This window comes from Pseudomonas gregormendelii, from assembly GCF_017114825.1.
Lineage (GTDB): Bacteria > Pseudomonadota > Gammaproteobacteria > Pseudomonadales > Pseudomonadaceae > Aquipseudomonas > Aquipseudomonas gregormendelii.
Genome location: NZ_JADEVO010000034.1, coordinates 20,273 through 36,979, shown reverse-complemented (window position 1 = coordinate 36,979; position 16,707 = coordinate 20,273). Strand labels below are relative to the sequence as shown.

Genomic DNA, 16,707 nt, shown 5'->3' with positions numbered 1-16,707 from the left:
GTGTCCTTGCCTCAGGCCGTACGGATGCCGGGCGGATTGCCCTTGATCGCCGTGGCGCGGTAATCGTGGGGGTCGAGTCGACGGATCACGGCCAACTGCTCAGGGGTGGGATGCACGGTTTCGTGCAACTGCGCCGACTTGAGCAACGGGAAGCCGGTGTTCTCCTGGACCTGATCGAAACTCACGCCGGGGTGCAGCGAGCGGACCTGCACTGCACGCTGCGGTCCATTGAAATCCAACACGCACAAGTCGCTGACTACGCAGTCAATGTCCATCAAGTCGCGACGCGCACCTTCGGGCCAGCGCTCGGCCTTGAAGCCCACGCCGGAGACCATGTCGACTTCGCCGCTGACGAACACCCGGGTGTTATGACTGGGTACGAAGAACGAATTCAGGTGGTTGATGCTGTTACCTGGCAAGCCGCGCACGCCGAGGATCGCGGTCTTGGGCTTTTGATAGTCGCCGACGCAGGACAGGTTGGTCTGGCCCCAGCGGTCGATCTGGGTCGGCCCGATCATCGCGTGGCGGCGGCCACCCCACACGCATTCGAAAACCCGCTCGAACGACATGTAACCCGAGTACCGTGGCACGTAGTCACCTCTTGGGCCCAGCGGGATCGGTTCTTCTACCAGAAACGCCTCGCTGTCGGTCATCAGCAGCTCGGGGCTGTGAGTCAGTTTGGCCAGGCTCGCGCCCAGGCGCGGAATCACGCCAAGGCCAGAGGCAATCACCTCGCCATTACCGCGCCAGGCCTCGGAGGCCGCGACGATCATCAGTTCAGCGAGGGTAAAATCACAGGTTGCAGACATGGTCGCTAATCCTCAGAACACGGGAAGGGGCAAGACGCCCATGGAATCGGCACCGCCGTTCTGTGCCTGATAAGCCAGCTCGCCACCGGCAATGTAGGTCTGCACATAGTCCTGCCAGCCGTTCTCCGCCTGGCTGCTGGCGACATAACCCTTGAGGTGTTTGATGTCCCATCCGTAATCAGGTGCGCACAGCGTCGGGTGCGCACCCAGAGGTGCATGCACCACACCGCTCACCAGGTAACGTTCAAAGGTGTTAAAACGGGCTTGATCGGCGCTCAGCTCCAGGCGCTCTTCCAAGCGTTCGCACGACACGAAACACTGCTTGGCAGCGCGGGCGAACAGGTGATCGAAATACGGGTCCGGACCTGTCACCAGGCAGTTACCCAAGCGGTCGGCGACGTTGACGTGCAGGAACGCCACGTCGAGGTTGAGCGCCGGCATCGCCAGCAACACCTCGCCATCGGCATAGGGCGACTGGATCGTTTTAAGCTGCGAATTCAAGCGCGTGACATCGGTGGCCAGGCCGCAGCGGGTCGGCAGGAATGGCAAGCGCATGCCAGCGGCGCGCAGCCCCCACTGGAACATACCTTCGTCCAGCTCCATCAGTTCCAGCTCGCCAGCCTCGCGAGCTTTGCGGTAGTAGGGTTCCAGCGGAATGGCATCGAGGGTAGCGAAGCCGAACACCAGCTTCTTGACCTTGCCGGCAGCGCACAGCATGCCCACTTCCGGGCCGCCATAGGCAACCACCGTGAGATCCTTGACCGGTGAGCGCAGGATCTCGCGCACGATAGCCATCGGCTTGCGCCGCGGGCCCCAGCCACCGAAACCGATGGTCATGCCATCGCGTAATTGAGCGACCGCATCGGCCGCTGTCAGTTGTTTGTTCATCAGGATCATTCCTTACTGATGGCCGACCGAAAAGTCGTGCCCCCAAATGCTCACACGGGTGAACTCGAACGCCGAATGCTCGGCCCAGTCGACTTGCAAACCGCCAAAGCCGTACTCCAGATCAAAACCGGACGGCGTCTTCATGTAGAAACTGGTCATGCGATCGTTGAGGTGCTGGCCTAGGGTCGCGGACAGGGACACGTCATGGGCGTGCAGACGATCGTGCGCCCGGCCGACCTCGGTCATCGAATCGACCTCGACCATCACATGCACGCAACCTGACGGCACCGGGTACTCGGCGAGTGCCAGGCTGTGGTGGCGGGCGTTTTGACAATGCAGAAAGTGAATGCGAACCGCCGGCACCGATGGGTCGGGACGAAAGTTGAAAATATCCGAGAGCTCAAAACCCAGCACATCCTTGGCGAACGCCAGGGTGGCGTCGAAGTTTGGTGCTGGCAGCACGGTATGACCCAGGCCCATGTCGCCGGTGATGAACCGCGGCACCCCTTGGGGCGACACAAACGGCAGGCAATCGGAGCGATGACCCCAGCCCAGCTCATGACAGTTGCCCGACGGGTCGGTGACCTTGATCAGCGCCTGTACACCGCGCTGCTCGACCTCGATCGCAGAGCCCGGCTGCCATTCGATGCCGGCGGCGCTCAGGTGCTCGAGTGCAGACTTGAAGGCCGACTCGTTGGCCAACTCCCATCCGGAAGCCAGATAACGCGCCTCGCTCCCTTCGACGATCAGCATACGAAACGGACGCTCGTCCATCTTCACGTACAGGCCACCACCTGGGGCCGCCTGCACTTGCATGCCCAGCACGTCTTCGGCGTAACGCTGCCAATGACTGAGGTTTTCGATCTGCGAGACGAAATAGCTCAAACCGCGAATGTCGATCATGCCTTGGTCCTCGTTGGCTGAATGGGCTTTCGTGGTTGGCATTGTGCAAAGCGCCGCCCAAGGCTTCATCGTCCGTTGAGACTAAGCAGAGCTCGGCACAACGACGCGCAGCGGGTCAGTACTAGTCCGTTTTAGTGATTCGAACACCTCCCTCAACGCCACAGACTCGCGCATCCATTCGCATTGCAGAGACCGCCCCATGGAGTTCGCTTTTACCGAAGAACACCTGATGATTCGCGATAGCGCCGAGCGTTTCCTCGCCCAGGCCAGCGACTCGCATGCCGTGCGCGCCGCCATGAACCGGCCTGACGCTCATGATCCCGAGGTCTGGCAACGGATCGGCCAGGAACTGTACTGGCCGGCGCTGATGGTGCCGGAACGCTTTGGCGGTATGGGCCTGGGCTTTGTAGAGCTGGCCATTCTGCTGGAACAAAGCGGTCGCTATCTGCTGGGTTCGCCGCTGTTCGCCACTGCCTGCCTGGCCACCCCGGCACTGCTGCTGGGGCACAACGAACCCGTAAAGGAGCACTGGCTGGGGGCGATTGCCGCCGGTGAAACACGTGCCACCCTGGCCTTCGCCAGCCTTCCGGGACTGGAGCCTGGCAGTGTGCAAGCCGTGGCCGCAACGCGCCCTGGAGGTTGGACCCTTGACGGCCACTACGCACAGGTCATCGACGGCGCCTGCGCCGACCTGCTGATCGTCGCCGCTCGCGCCCCAGGCACTCAGGGCGAACGAGGCATCAGCCTGTTCGTCTTGCCTGGCAATACGCCTGGCGTCGTACGTACCCCCCTGGCAACCCTGGACCAGACCCGTCGCCTTGCCCGCATTGAACTGCATGAAGTGCAGGTCAGCGAGTCACAACAACTGTGCGGTCCAGACCAAGGCTGGGCGGTGCTGCGTAGCACCCTGCTGATTGCCACTGCCGGCCTTGCCGCCGAACAAACCGGGGGCGCGCAGCAGGCCCTGGACCTGACCCTGGCCTACATTGCTGAACGCCGGCAATTCAAGCGCACTATCGCCAGCTTTCAGGCAATCAAGCACCGCTGTGCCGACATGATGCTGCAAGTCGAGTGCGCCCGGTCGGCAGCCTACTATGCCGCCTGCGTGGCCCAGGAATGCCTGGCCCCCCAAGGCGATGCCGCCGTGGCCCAGGAGCTTGAGCAGGCCGCCGCCACGGCAAAAATCCATGCCAGCGAGGCGTTTTTCAACTGCGCCGCCGAGTCGATCCAGCTGCATGGCGGCGTCGGGTTCACCTGGGAATACGACCCACACCTGTATTTCAAACGAGCCCGCGCCAGCGAGCACCTGCTAGGCAGCCCGGCGTTGCACCGCGAGCGCCTGGCCAAGCACCTGTTGGGAGAACAACCATGAGAATCGGATTCAGTCGTGCAGACGAAATGTTCCGTGAAGAAGTTTCCCGGTGGCTGGCCGAGCACCTGAGCGGGGAATTTGCCCCACTGCGCTTTCGCGGCGGTCCGGGGGATGAACACAGCTTTCCTGAGGAGCGCAAGGCCTGGGAGCGCCGGCTTGCCGCAGGTGCCTGGATCGGCGTCGGCTGGGCCAGGGAGCACGGCGGACGAGGACTTTCCATCAGCCAGCAGGTGATCTTCCATGAGGAGTATGCCCGCGCCGGTGGCCCCGGGCGCATGGGGCATATCGGCGAAGGCCTGGTCGGCCCGACACTCGCCGCCTTCGGTACCCCGGCGCAGCAAAAGCGCTTGCTGCCCGGGATCCTCGAGGGCCGCCAATTCTGGTGCCAGGGCTATTCGGAACCCGGAGCCGGTTCGGACCTTGCCAACGTACAGACCCGGGCGAAACTGGATGCCACGGGTGAACACTGGCTGATCAGCGGGCAGAAGGTCTGGACCTCCCTGGCCCACGAAGCCGATTGGTGTTTCGTGCTGGCGCGCACCGAGGCTAGCAGCCAAGGGCATCACGGCTTGTCATTCCTGTTGGTGCCGATGGCCCAGGACAGCATCCGCGTACAACCGATCCAGCAACTGACCGGCACCAGTGAATTCAACGAGGTGTTCTTCGACCAGGCCATCACGAATGCCGATAACCTGATCGGACAACCAGGCGATGGCTGGAAGATCGCCATGGCGCTCCTGGGTTTTGAGCGCGGCGTATCCACCCTGGGTCAGCAGATGCAGTTTCACAACGAACTCGATGAGATCATCCGCATCGCCCGCGCCAACGGCGCCGCACGCGACCCGCTGCTGCGCCAGCGCATCGCCCAGGCCTGGAGCGGGCTCAAGGTATTGCGCTACAACTCTTTGCGCATGCTCTCAGGCCCTCAAGACGGTAGCCTCAGTCGCGAAGCGATGATCTACAAACTGGCCTGGTCCACCTGGCACAGCGACCTGGGCAAACTGGCGATGGACGTACTGGGCGATGACGGGGAAATCCTCGACGGCGCGCCTTACCAGCTCAGTCGCCTGCAGTCGCTGTTCCTGTTTACCCGCTCCGACACCATCTATGGCGGCAGCAATGAGATTCAGCGCAACGTGATTGCCGAACGGGCATTGGGCATGCCACGTGAACCACGAGGCCCTCATTAACAACAGCGCCTGAAAAGATTGATGCTTACGTGAGATGCAGACACAGCAAGGGGGAGCAAGCTCCCCCTTCTGATTTCACTGGTAACGCTCCCTGCGTGGGAACGATCGGCCCTTCAGCGCACACGAATCCTGGGGTCATCGGCCCCGCGACGCAGCGCTTTGAGAAAGCCTTCCAGCGGTGCCGGCTCGGCGATCTGCGGCAAGGCGTCCTTGTCCGGGCGCTGTGTCCAGAAATCCTCCCAGGAAGGGAAAAGTTCGTGGAAGGAGCCGGCGTACGGTTCGCGCCCGGGCCAGCGCATTTTCAAACCGCCGATGGGTGGTTTGTTCAGGTCGGTCGCATACCAGTAGCATGGCAAGCGGCGACGGAAACACCAGCGCCCGTCGATTCGCTCATAGTCGTCCCAGTACAGCATCTGCATGATGACCCACTCGGGACCGGTCTCATGTTCGTTCTTCGAATACACCACGCCGGTGGCGTGATCGGCATCGCTGAACTCAATGATGTGTTGGCCCAAGTGATGTGAAGTGCCGTGAAATTGCTTGCGCATGGTTTCGTCCAGCCACACCTTCAGGTGCGCCCGGCCGCTCTTGTCGCGCCCCACGCGCACGTCCGGGGCGAAGCAGTTGGCCATGGCATCCATATCACGCATGTCCAGCGCCAGGGCATATTTGCCGGCCAGTTGGCGAATCGCGTCCAGCGACTCCAGTCGATCGATGCGCGCAAGCAATGCGCTCGAGTCCTGGCTCATCAGTCGAGCACCGTGTACAGGTCCGAACCGCGCCCGCCGTCGACCGCCAGGCTGGCGCCGGTGACGTACGAAGCCTCGTCGCTGGCCAGAAACAGAATCGCGTTGGCCAGCTCCACCGGCAGGCCGACCCGTTTCATCGGGATCACTTTTTCAGTGTTGGTACGGGTCTTTGCGTCACCCAGCATGCCGGCTGTGGCCGGGGTATCGACCACGCCCGGGATGATCACGTTGCAGCGAATGTTGTGCGGTGCGCCTTCGCTGGCCGCCGCACGGCTGAAGTTGATGACCGCCGCCTTGGCCGCGGAGTAGCCGGCCATCCAGGCGGTGCCGAACAGGCCGCAGATAGACGCGATATTGACGATCGAACCACCGCCCTGCTCTTTCATCAACTGCATCGCGGTACGGGTGCCCCAGAAGGTGCCGTCCACGGTGGTCGCAAAGTTGGCGTGCCAGTCTGCGGTGGTCATTGTGTCGATACCACCCCACGTGTAAGCCATAGCGTTGTTGACCAGAATGTCCAGACGCCCGTGCCGTTGTGCAGTCGCTTGAAGCGCGTCGACGTAGGCCTGCTCATTGCTGACATCGGCCACGGCGATGTCGGCCTGCCCACCCTGGGCCAGGATTTTCTCCTGCACACCTTGCAACGGTTCGATGCGACGACCGCACAACACCACAGTGGCGCCTTCTTCGGCGAATCGCAGCGCGGTGGCTTCGCCAATGCCGGAACCGGCGCCGGTAACAAAGGCGATTTTTCCTTGTAAACGCTTGCTCATGAGTGTCTCCCTGATTAGATAAAGGCCATGCCACCGTTGACGGCGATGTTCTGCCCGGTCATGAAGCTGGCGTCTTCGCTGGCCAGGAACACCGCGACCCTGGCGATCTCGTCGGTTTCGCACATGCGGCCCAAGGGCACGTTTTTCAGCAGCGCCTGCATGTAGTCATCGGGGATGCCCGCCATCATTGGGGTGTTGGTGGGGCCCGGCACCAGGGTGTTGACGCGTATGCCACTGGCTGCCAGTTCACGGGCAATTGAGCGGGTCAGGCCCATCACGCCGGCTTTCGAGGCACAGTAGTGGCTTGGGCCGTCACCGGTCAGCGCGGCAGTGCTGGAGAGGTTGATGATTGCGCCCTTGCGGCCACCCTTGACCATCAGCCTGGCGCCTTCACGGCAGCACAGGAAGGTTCCACCCAGGTTGACCCCGATCACCCGCGCCCAGCTCTCGTCCGGGGTATCGAGGAAGCTGTCCAGCGCGCCCACGCCGGCGTTATTGACCAGGATGTCGAGGCCGCCAAAGTGCTGCTCCGCCTGGCCCATGGCGTCCGCCACGGACGCACCGTCACCGACGTTACAGGCCAGGGCCAGTACCTGGTCACCCAGATCCGCCAGGCTCTCGGCCAGGGCCGCCTGATTGAGGTCCACAGCCACCACTTTGGCGCCTTCGGCGACAAAACCACGCACGATGGCCTGGCCCATGCCCTGGGCGGCACCGGTCACGAACGCCACTTTGTTGAGTAACTTCATAGCAATCTCCGAATGTGCAAATACGCTGCGGCCCGCTGCCCTTGCAATGGAGCCGTCCCCTGCATGATTAGCGGTAAGCGCCTGGGCACACATCGTCCGATGGGACTAGCGCCTGAGTGGTCTGAACGGACGATGTGTGCAGCGCTGTCAGCCCCCAGCATTAGCATTGCGCGCACCACGTCAGTCTTCGCGTCCCCCTTCAACTCGCTGCATTTAATCGGCTGCAGTGCCTGGCATGGCTGCGCGTCATGAATCCGCAGACAATGGAGAACCCCATGAACCAATCCGTAGACTTGCCCCTGCCCGTCGGCCATTACGCAAACCTGCCAAACGGCCTGTGTCTGCACTATCTGGATGAGGGAGCAGGCCCCGTGGTGCTGTGGCTGCACGGCAGCGGACCGGGCGCCAGTGGCTTCAGCAACTTCAAAGGCAACTACCCGCAATTGGCAGCCGCGGGCTATCGCAACATCGTGCTTGACCTCCCGGGTTTCGGCCGATCGGACAAGCCCGAGGACGTCCAGTACAACCTCGATTTTTTCGTCGACTGCGTGGCCGCGTTCCTGGAGTGCATCGGCGTGCGGCGTTGCACGCTGCTGGGTAATTCGTTGGGGGGCGCGATCGCCCTGGGCCTGGCCCTGCGCCTGCCGCAACTGCCACAGAGCCTGATCCTGCTGGCTCCGGGCGGTGTCGAAGAACGCGAGACCTACTTCAAGATGGAAGGCATCGTACGCATGGTCAGCCTGTTCAGCGCTGGCCCCATCGGAATGGAAGAGATGCGCAGCATGATGCGCCTGCAGCTGTTCGACGATTCGATTCTGCCGGAAAGCCTGCTACAGGAACGCGTAGCGGTGGCAGCGACCCAGCCGAAAAACCTGTTCAGCACCATGATGGTTCAGAACATGCAGGCGCGCCTGGGTGAGATCCAATGCCCGATCCTGGGCTTCTGGGGTACCAACGATCACTTCAACCCTGTCAGTGGTGCCCAGCGCATCATTGACGGTGCGGCCAATGCCCGGTTTATCGTGCTCAACCGTTGCGGGCATTGGGTCCAGGTGGAACACCGGGAATTGTTCAACCGCAGCTGCATCGACTTCCTGCAACACGGCTGATCCGGGCGGCGCGGTGTACGTGCTGCACCGCGTTATCTCTCTTCGCCGGCAAGCCTCGTTCCCCCGGAGCCGGGCCTTGACGTATATCCGTTACCCCGCTGCTGGCTGACGGTTCAACTCGGCGTCGCCGGGCTTGCCCAGTACGCAGGACGTGCCGCCGGGGGTGTACATCATTGCCACGCAGCGGTTGCAGGCCGTGCAGATCGAATCGCGACTGACGCCGCTGGCGAGTTTATTGACGTAGTCTTGCTCGGCCAGCAACACCCGCCCCATGGCGACCAGGTCAAAGCCCTCGGCCATGACCTGTTCAATGCTCGACAGGCTCTTGGCTCCGCCCAGGTAAGCCAGGGGCATCTTGACCGCCGCGCGTACTTTGCGCGCGTGTTCCAACAGATACAGCTCGCGGAACTCTACCGTCGGCTCTTTACGGCGCTGAATGGCCATGGCCAGGGCGATGATCTTGTTTTTCTGCTGCACGCGGTTTTCCTTGGGAAAGGAAGAACCGAACATGGTGGTGATCGATTCCGCGTTCATCCCGGCGCTGAGCACCAGCAAGTGCGCGCCTTCATCCTCCAGCATGCGGGCGATCTGGGCTCCGTCTTCGGCACTGTTACCGGCGCGCACGCCTTCGGTGATGCTGTATTTGCAGATCACCGCCATCTCCTGGCCGACCGCATCGAGCACCGCGCGCAGCACCCGTCGCGGAAAGCGCAGGCGGTTTTCCAGACTGCCGCCGTACTGGTCGCGGCGCTTGTTGTACATCGGCGAAATGAACTGGCTCAACAAGTAGCCATGACCCATGTGGATTTCCACTGCGTCAAAACCTGCCTGGCGCGCCAGCCGCGCGCCTTGGACGAAATCGTGCACCACTTGCTGCATATCGGCTTCGTTCATCGCCTGCTTGAGAAACATGCCACTCATCAGGCCTATCTTGTTGAAGCCTCCGCTGGCTGAAAGCGGACGTTTGGTTGAGCGCTCGCGAATAAAGGTGAAGCAGCCACCATGGGTGATCTGCGCGCTGGCCAGGCCACCGGACTCGTGCACGGCGTCGGTCAAGGCCTTGAAGTGCGGCACGCTGGATTGAGCGAGGATCAACTGGTTGGGCAAGGTGCGGCCATCAGTGCTCACTGCGCAGTAAGCCACGGTGGTCAGGGCGATTCCGCCAGCGGCGAGGGACGAGTGCAGCTTGACCAGTTGTTTGGAAGGCACACCCTGGGCGCTCATGCCCTCATTGGTGGCGGCCTTGATAAAGCGGTTCTTCAGGATCAGCGGTCCGATCTTGACGGGGCTGAACGCAGATGGGATTGAACGAGGGTTCATGGCAGGCCTCTTTATTTTTATCAGGCTAAAAACGAAGCGCTGCATCGCCACGTCGCGACGCAGCGATAATCTTCAGAAGGTGTATTTGGCGTTCAACGACAGGTAATCCCGGTCAGCCAGGAACCGCCCCTGGGCGACATCCGGAGAACTCAAGTAGGCGATATAGGTCATGCCGACCTGAAAGTTACCCAGATACTTGAAGTCTCCCCCCACAGTCAGGCGCTTCTCTTCGCGCCCCAGGCCCTGGTAGGCGCTACCGTCGAGGTTCTGTGTCCATACCACCTTGGTGCTCAGGTCCAGGCCGTTGGCGATGGACGGGTAGTCCATGTAGACGCCCACGCCCAGCAGGGTCGAGCCACGGGTCTGGGTCTGCGACTCGAACTGGTCAAAGGTGCCGTCAACGCCAGCTCCGCCGCCGGTGATGGTCAGGCTGTCCACCCCGTCGATGTGTTGATGCACCACTTCGCCCACCACGGTGGTCTGTTGGGCCAGCATGCTTGGGCCGAGGATGTATGAGGCGTTGAGGTTGCCTTGCCAGATCTGCCCGGTAGTCGGCGCACCGTTGTTGAGGTAGACCGAGGCGCCATCACGGTAGCTCAGGTCACCGGCGTACTGCACCGAGTCGCCGACCTTGGAGCTGAAGCTGATCCCGGTCAGTTCTACGTCTTCGAAGTAACCCAGGCGATAGGTCGGTGCGCTGGAATCATGACCGATGCCCTTGAGCGATGAGTATTGGGTGTTACCCGTAAAGTCGAAGAATAATGAGCCCACCCGCTCGTGATAGCGGTAGTGGAACAGCCCCACTTCGGTGTTTTCGGTGATTCGGTAGCGTACCCCCACCCCCCATTGGCCGCTGTCTCTGGCGTCTTTTTCACCGGCATAACCGACCGCCAGGCCGTTTGGCAGGCTGTCGACTACCCCAGCGCCCAGACGATAGAACTCGGCACCGGGTCCGAAGGTGTCGCTGCCGAAATAATCGCCCACAGGGTTGAGCTGGGTTTTTTCCCATTCGTACTGGTAATAGCCGACCAGCGCCAGGTCTTCGTTCAGCGACCACGACCCGGACACCTGCCCAACCGGCAGGTACGAGTCCTTGGCCTCGGTACCCGGCACATTGAATTTGGTGGCATCCACCGGGGCCTGCCCCTGGCTGATGTTGGCCCAGAACAGGCTCTCGCCCCATGCCACCAGGTGCCGCCCGGCCTTGAGCGACAGATACTGGGTCTCGCCGACGTCGAAGTTGCCATACACATAGGCATCGAGCAGCCGCGCGGTGCTGCCGCTCAGCCGGCGGGTTTCGTCACTGAAGCCGTCGTTGTGTCCGGTCTTGTTCACCGTCTGCGCCGAGTCGTTGGCGTTTTTCTGGTTGTAGACATCGTCATAGAACTGACTCCCGCGCACTACCGCACCGAGGTTGTCATGTTTGAGTTGCAGTTCGCCGAACAGACTCAGGCGGTTATTGATAAATGAGCCGCGCTTGAAATTTCGCGTGCCGTCGTCGTTGTTCGGGTCAGTGAGGTATTGACTGGCCTGCTTGGCGGTACGCATGGAGGCGGTGTAGTTGACCGTCAGCGACGAATCCAGGGTGGTGTTTTCCCCCAATTCGACGGTCGGCGCGGCGCTGGCCGTGGCACTGGCCACCGTGATGGCTGTCGCCAACAGGCAGCGTCCATCGATCGTTCTCCCCGGACGGCGCGCAACAAGGTTTCGGGTAAACATGCTCATCTCCTTTTTTGTTGTTCTGGCTTGTGTCCTCACAGCATGAAAAAAACCACTTTCGCGCACATCGTCCGTTTGGTGAGATGAGCGTTTGTTACGCCAGCACGCCATTGGCCACCATCGCGCGCAGTTCGCTCTTCACAACCTTGCTCGACGGATTGAGCGGCAAGGCGCGGAAAAAACGCACCTGGCGCGGCACCTTGTAATTGGCCATTTGCTCACGACTCCAGGCAATCAGTTGTGCCTCGTCGAGCTCTGCGCCCTCGCGCAGCACAACGCAGGCACAGCCAACTTCGCCCATGCGCTCATCGGCAATGCCAATCACCGCCACCTGGGCAATCGCCGGATGCCGGATCAATGCCGCTTCGATTTCCGCTGGGTAGCAGTTGAAGCCACCGACGATGAACATGTCCTTGAGTCGGTCGGTGATGATCAGGTTGCCCGCTTTATCCAGGCGCCCGACATCGCCGGTGTGGAGCCAGCCATCGGCGTCGATGACTTCGCGGGTCGCTTCGGGGTCCTGGAAATAGCCCTGCATGATGTGAAAGCCACGCAGGCAGATCTCACCGGTTTGCCCTGGATCCAGCGCCTGGTTATGCGGATCGCGGATACTTGCTTCAGTGCCGGCAATAGGCCGTCCGCTGGTGCCGGCGATCACCTGCGCCGAGTCTTGTGGGTCGCAGATAGTCGCAAGCCCCCCGCATTCGGTCAGGCCGTAGGCAGTGGTCACCACGGCAAACCCCAACTCGTTGCGCATGCGTTCTATCAGGCTCGGCGGAATACTCGCTGAACCGGTCACCGCGATGCGCAAGCTCGACAGGTCGGTCTGCTTGAGCTGCGGATGCGCAAGCAGCGAGAGGTACAGGGTCGGCGCGCCGGGCAAGACGCTGATGCGCTCGCGGGCGATGCGCTGGAACACTTGTTCGGCGTCGAACACCGCGTGGGGCAGGATGGTCGCTCCGCCAATCAGGCAAGTCAGCCAGCCGGCTTTATAGCCGAAGGCATGAAAGAACGGGTTTACGATCAGGTAACGGTCACCCGGCACCAGGCCGATGACCTTGACGTATTCGGTAAAAGCCCGCAGGTTCTGGCCATGCCCGCTCATCACACCTTTGGGTTTGCCGGTGGTGCCGGACGTGAACAACAGGTCGCACATGGCTTGGGGGTCGACCGCTAATGCGCGTTGCCTGGCGCTGTCGGCATCGACGGTTACCGCACCACACAGAAACTGTTGAAGCGTCAGGTCCGCAGGCGATTCGGGCGTATCGCCATCGAGTATCACCAGATGCTGGAGGCTGGCCGGTCGATGGGGTGCGAGGAGCGCCGGGTAATCCACATCGAGAAATCGCTGCTGGACAAACAACAGCCGGCAGCCGCTGCGTTCCAGCACATCGGCGGCCTCAAGCCCCTTCATGCGCGTGTTAATCGGCACCAGCACCGCACCTGCACACTGAATGCCCAGCGCGGCGAGGATCCAGTCACCGCTGTTCGGGGCCCAGATACCGACCCTGTCACCGGGCTGGATACCCACAGCCATCAGGCCCCGGGCAAAGCTCATGACGCGCTCGGGCAGTTGGGCGTAGTCGATGCAGTGGCCGTTGTCCTCAATGGCAGTGCGACCGGCGTGACGTTCGGCGCTGCTGAAGACTAACTGGGCAAAGTTGACGGGGACGGCGCTCAGGGGCGCGGCAAGATTCAGGCTCTGATTCATCGTGGGCTCGGGCTTGGCATCATTGGGGGCTTCACTCTGGAAAGCGGATACGCAATTGCGCGCTGGTGGGCACTGCCTGACAGGCAAGAATCCAGCCTTCGGCCAGGTCACCCGCATCCAGGGCATCGTTGTGCAGCAGCTCGACATCGCCGCTTACCAGCGTGCACATGCACGAAGCGCAGCCACCCACGCGGCAGGCGCTGGGAGGCTTGAGACCGGCACGTTCCATCGCAGCCAGCAAGGTCTCGCCGGTGTCGCAGGCCAAGTGGTGGTCCTCGCCATCCAGGCGCACGGCGAGTTGGGCGGCCACCGCAGCCTCGATGCTTGCCACCTGTGGCAGCTCGCCTTCGCCGGGCAGCGACACGAACCGTTCGACATGCACTCGGCGCTCCGGCATGCCCAGGTCCTTTAACGCATTGACGGCGGCGTCCATGAACGGGCCCGGTCCACAAATGAACGCCTGCGCATCGATAAACGGCCGCGCCAGTTCGGCCAGCTGTCCGACGCTTGGGATGCCCTGTACCGAATCGAGCCAGTGGACGATTTGCAAGCGTTGCGGGTGGGCGCTGGCCAGGTGCCGGAGTTCATCGCGGAAAATCACTGAGGATTCATCGCGGTTGGCGTAGATCAGCAGGACCCGGCCGGTTCCGGCGAGCAACGCCGAACGCAGGATCGACAGCACCGGGGTCACGCCACTGCCGCCGCCGAACAGCAGTAAATCGCCGTCGAGGCTACGCGGCACAAATACCCCGGCAGGTGGCAGTACCTCCAGGGTCTGGCCGGCCTGCAACTCGCTGCACAGCCAGTTCGAAGCGCGGCCCTCGTGCACACGTTTGACCGTTACCCGCAAGGGCTCATCCAGCAATGGCGTGCTCGACAATGAGTAGCAACGGGGCAACCAACCGTCCTCGAAGGGCAGTCGCAAGGTCAGGAACTGGCCGGGTTGATAGTGGAAGCGTTCACCCAGATGCTCCGGCACGTCGAAAACCAGGGAGCGCGCATCGGCGGTTTCCTCGATCACTCGTGCCACACGCAGGGCAAGATAATTGTTCATAGATCAGCTACTCATGACCACCTGCCCGTGTATTACGGGCGGGTGTAGACCCAAGGAGTCAAAACGGGCGCCATGGCTTCAGACGTAAGGGTCCGGATTGGGCAAACCCAGCATCACCGCGCCGTAACTGCGCCCGTAAGCCATGTAATTGTTGGCAATGTGTCCACGTGCCTGGTGCAGGTCGCGGAACAGTCGCGCCACTGGGTTGGTGTTGTACAAGCCTGAAGCGGCCATGCTGCGCAGCAGGTCGTTGGCCCGTTCAGCGCAAATATTGGTCACGTAGGCCGACTGGTAGCGATACAACAGCCGGGTTTCGGTATCCGGGTATTCGCCGGCGCGGGCCAGGCTCATGAGGTGCTCGTAGTTGCGTTCCAGCACCAGGCGCAGGCTGTCAACGGTGATCATCGCTTCGGCAATGGCGGTTTGCGCCACAGGATCGTCTGCGGTACGGGCACCGTGCTTGCCGATATGTTTGGAGGCATTGTCACGGAACTCGTTGATCGCACCCTGCAGGGCGCCAATGGCCGATGTGGAGACGGCGCGGGAGAACACTTGGGCAAACGGGATCGCGTAGATCGGGTTGGTGTTGACCTGGCGCCCGGGCGTTGCATCGAGCGTCCAGTTATTGGTGCGCTGCACGCGATGGGCGGGGACGAATACATCCTCGACCGTGATGTCATGGCTTCCGGTGCCGCGCAGGCCCATGACGTCCCAATTGCGTTCAATCTGGTAGTCCTTGCGTGGCAACAGGAAGGTGCCGTGCTCGGCCGCCTGTTCGCCATCGGGCGGCAGTATTCCTCCCAGAAGCACCCATTGGCAGTGCTCACTGCCGCTGGAGAACCCCCAGCGCCCGCTGATGCGGTAACCGCCCTCCACCACCGTGACCCTGGCCGCCGGCATGTAGGTCGAGCAGATCAATGCGTTGTGGTCATGCGCCCAGACTTCGCGCTGGGTTTCGATCGGGTAGCGGGCCAGTTGCCAGGGGTGAACCCCCATCACGCCGTATATCCAGGCAGTGGACATGCAACCTTCGGCAAGGATGGTCTGGATTTCGAAGAAGGTACGCGGGTCCACTTCATATCCACCAAACGCCCGTGGCTGCATGGCCCGTAGCAGTCCGGTGGACTGCAACTCGAGCACGGTCTCCACCGGTACTTTCAAGTCCTTGTCGGCCTGCGCCGTGCGCGCCTTGAGGGCGGGCACAAGGCTGCGCGCACGCTCAATCAGATCTCGTTCGTCCTGGGTCTTTTCTCGCATGCTGTGCATCACTCAACTCTCCCGATCTCACTGCGCCACTGCGCCAGTTGTGATCAATCATCGGATCGAGCGCACGATCATTCATCGTCAAAGCGGACTAGGGGGCCGTACGGTTTGCATCGGTTGCGAGAGCCGGGTTCTTCCTGGGTAGGAGCTGCCGCAGGCTGCGATCTTTTGATCCTGCTTCTAAATAACAGGATCAAAAGATCGCAGCCTGCGGCAGCTCCTACGGGGTATGTACCTGATTGATAGTCCATTGAGACGATGCTGGCTGCGGTCGTTGCGACGATAGTCAACCCATCAGCCATCGACCCCACGGAGCAAGGGCCATGAGTATTTTGCAGCGTTTCGAGATGCACGGCAGCGTCGCCATCGTCACCGGCAGCGGCCGGGGAATCGGTCGGGCGATTGCCTTGGCGTACGCCGAAGCCGGCGCAGATGTGGTGTGCTCGGCGCGGTCACTGGACGAAGTCCAGGCCGTGGCCGAAGAAGTTCGCGGCCTTGGACGACGCGCCCTGGCGGTCGCGTGTGACGTCAACGACGCCGAGCAACGCCATGCGCTGGTGCGTCAGAGCATGGAGCAAATGGGTCGTATCACTCACCTGGTGAACAATGTCGGCGGTGGCGGTCCGAATGATCCGCTGGCGATGTCGCCCGAGCAGTTCGCTCAGGTGCTGAACTTCAATGTCGCCACCAGCTACGCCTTCTGCCAATTGTGTGTGCCGCTGATGCGCGAGGCAGGCGGCGGCAACATCATCAATATCAGCTCGGTAGCGGCACGCTATGCACAGCGCCATTTCAGTGCCTACGGTACCGCCAAGGCTGCCCTCAGCCATCTGACCCGCCTGCTGGCCCAGGACTTCGCACCGCAGGTCCGGGTCAACGCTGTCGCACCCGGCCCTACCCTCACTGAAGCGCTCAATGGCGTGATGCCGAGTGCCATGCGCCAAGTCATGGAAAGCAACACTCCACTCAAGTGCCTGGGTACCCCGCAAGATATTGCTGCCGCCGCGCTGTACTTGGCCAGCCCGGCCTCGGCCTGGGTGACTGGCAAGGTTCTCGACGTCGATGGCGGCGCAGACTCGTCGGTCTGGCCCGGCTAAG

The 16,707-nt window shown here is 62.0% G+C and carries 15 protein-coding genes; 4 read left to right on the top strand and 11 right to left on the bottom strand.

The annotated features are described in order from the left end of the window. Positions 1-11: 11 nt before the first annotated feature. From IMW75_RS20910 to IMW75_RS20900, 3 genes are read right to left on the bottom strand one after another with little or no spacing between them, the layout of a single operon-like run. The gene (locus IMW75_RS20910; protein ID WP_045058514.1) at positions 12-809 is read right to left on the bottom strand and encodes a CoA-transferase subunit beta; all 798 of its coding nucleotides are present in this window, start codon (positions 807-809) and stop codon (positions 12-14) included. Positions 810-821: 12 nt separating this feature from the next. Beyond that, positions 822-1,697, bottom strand: coding sequence for a CoA transferase subunit A (locus tag IMW75_RS20905; protein WP_045058515.1), 876 nt, complete (start codon positions 1,695-1,697; stop codon positions 822-824). 12 nt (positions 1,698-1,709) lie between these two features. Then, a complete protein-coding gene (locus IMW75_RS20900) occupies positions 1,710-2,600 on the bottom strand; it encodes a VOC family protein (RefSeq protein ID WP_045058516.1) in 891 nt (296 codons plus the stop codon). Between the two features lie 199 nt (positions 2,601-2,799). On the opposite strand from IMW75_RS20900, the gene IMW75_RS20895 reads away from it, so the two are divergent. Together IMW75_RS20895 and IMW75_RS20890 are read left to right on the top strand one after the other, a co-directional pair. Continuing rightward, positions 2,800-3,972, top strand: a complete 1,173-nt coding sequence (locus IMW75_RS20895) for an acyl-CoA dehydrogenase family protein (RefSeq protein ID WP_045058517.1) — start codon at positions 2,800-2,802, stop codon at positions 3,970-3,972. Continuing rightward, positions 3,969-5,162, top strand: coding sequence for an acyl-CoA dehydrogenase family protein (locus IMW75_RS20890; RefSeq protein ID WP_045058518.1), 1,194 nt, complete (start codon positions 3,969-3,971; stop codon positions 5,160-5,162). The genes IMW75_RS20895 and IMW75_RS20890 overlap by 4 nt, the downstream gene beginning before the upstream one ends. A 113-nt stretch (positions 5,163-5,275) precedes the next feature. On the opposite strand, the gene IMW75_RS20885 is transcribed toward IMW75_RS20890, so the two are convergent. The 3 genes from IMW75_RS20885 to IMW75_RS20875 are packed head-to-tail and all read right to left on the bottom strand — an operon-like array spanning position 5,276 to position 7,433. After that, positions 5,276-5,911 (bottom strand): nuclear transport factor 2 family protein, encoded by a 636-nt coding sequence (locus IMW75_RS20885; RefSeq protein ID WP_045058519.1) that lies wholly within the window; start codon positions 5,909-5,911, stop codon positions 5,276-5,278. Next, positions 5,911-6,684, bottom strand: coding sequence for an SDR family NAD(P)-dependent oxidoreductase (locus IMW75_RS20880; protein ID WP_045058520.1), 774 nt, complete (start codon positions 6,682-6,684; stop codon positions 5,911-5,913). Before IMW75_RS20880 ends, IMW75_RS20885 begins: the two co-directional genes overlap by 1 nt. Before the next feature lie 14 nt (positions 6,685-6,698). Next, entirely contained in the window at positions 6,699-7,433 is a 735-nt protein-coding gene (locus IMW75_RS20875) for an SDR family NAD(P)-dependent oxidoreductase (protein ID WP_045058521.1), read from the bottom strand. A 275-nt stretch (positions 7,434-7,708) separates the two neighbouring features. Between IMW75_RS20875 and IMW75_RS20870 the strand changes: the two genes are divergently transcribed. Continuing rightward, complete coding sequence (locus IMW75_RS20870; RefSeq protein ID WP_205893620.1) at positions 7,709-8,542, top strand: alpha/beta fold hydrolase; 834 nt, start codon at positions 7,709-7,711, stop codon at positions 8,540-8,542. A gap of 90 nt (positions 8,543-8,632) precedes the next feature. On the opposite strand, the gene IMW75_RS20865 is transcribed toward IMW75_RS20870, so the two are convergent. From IMW75_RS20865 to IMW75_RS20845, 5 genes are all read right to left on the bottom strand, one after another. Beyond that, on the bottom strand, positions 8,633-9,862 hold the full coding sequence (locus IMW75_RS20865; RefSeq protein ID WP_205893619.1) for an NADH:flavin oxidoreductase: 1,230 nt from the start codon (positions 9,860-9,862) through the stop codon (positions 8,633-8,635). A 72-nt stretch (positions 9,863-9,934) separates the two neighbouring features. After that, positions 9,935-11,581 carry a DUF1302 domain-containing protein gene (locus IMW75_RS20860; protein ID WP_205893618.1) on the bottom strand — a complete coding sequence of 549 codons (1,647 nt, stop codon included), beginning with the start codon at positions 11,579-11,581 and terminating at the stop codon, positions 9,935-9,937. 94 nt (positions 11,582-11,675) lie between these two features. Next, complete coding sequence (locus IMW75_RS20855; RefSeq protein ID WP_205893617.1) at positions 11,676-13,292, bottom strand: FadD3 family acyl-CoA ligase; 1,617 nt, start codon at positions 13,290-13,292, stop codon at positions 11,676-11,678. Positions 13,293-13,323: 31 nt separating this feature from the next. After that, positions 13,324-14,346 carry a ferredoxin--NADP reductase gene (locus tag IMW75_RS20850; protein WP_205893616.1) on the bottom strand — a complete coding sequence of 341 codons (1,023 nt, stop codon included), beginning with the start codon at positions 14,344-14,346 and terminating at the stop codon, positions 13,324-13,326. A gap of 78 nt (positions 14,347-14,424) precedes the next feature. Then, complete coding sequence (locus tag IMW75_RS20845) at positions 14,425-15,612, bottom strand: acyl-CoA dehydrogenase family protein (RefSeq protein WP_205893615.1); 1,188 nt, start codon at positions 15,610-15,612, stop codon at positions 14,425-14,427. A 320-nt stretch (positions 15,613-15,932) separates the two neighbouring features. On the opposite strand from IMW75_RS20845, the gene IMW75_RS20840 reads away from it, so the two are divergent. After that, positions 15,933-16,706, top strand: coding sequence for a glucose 1-dehydrogenase (locus IMW75_RS20840; protein ID WP_205893614.1), 774 nt, complete (start codon positions 15,933-15,935; stop codon positions 16,704-16,706). The last annotated feature ends 1 nt before the right edge of the window (position 16,707 follow it).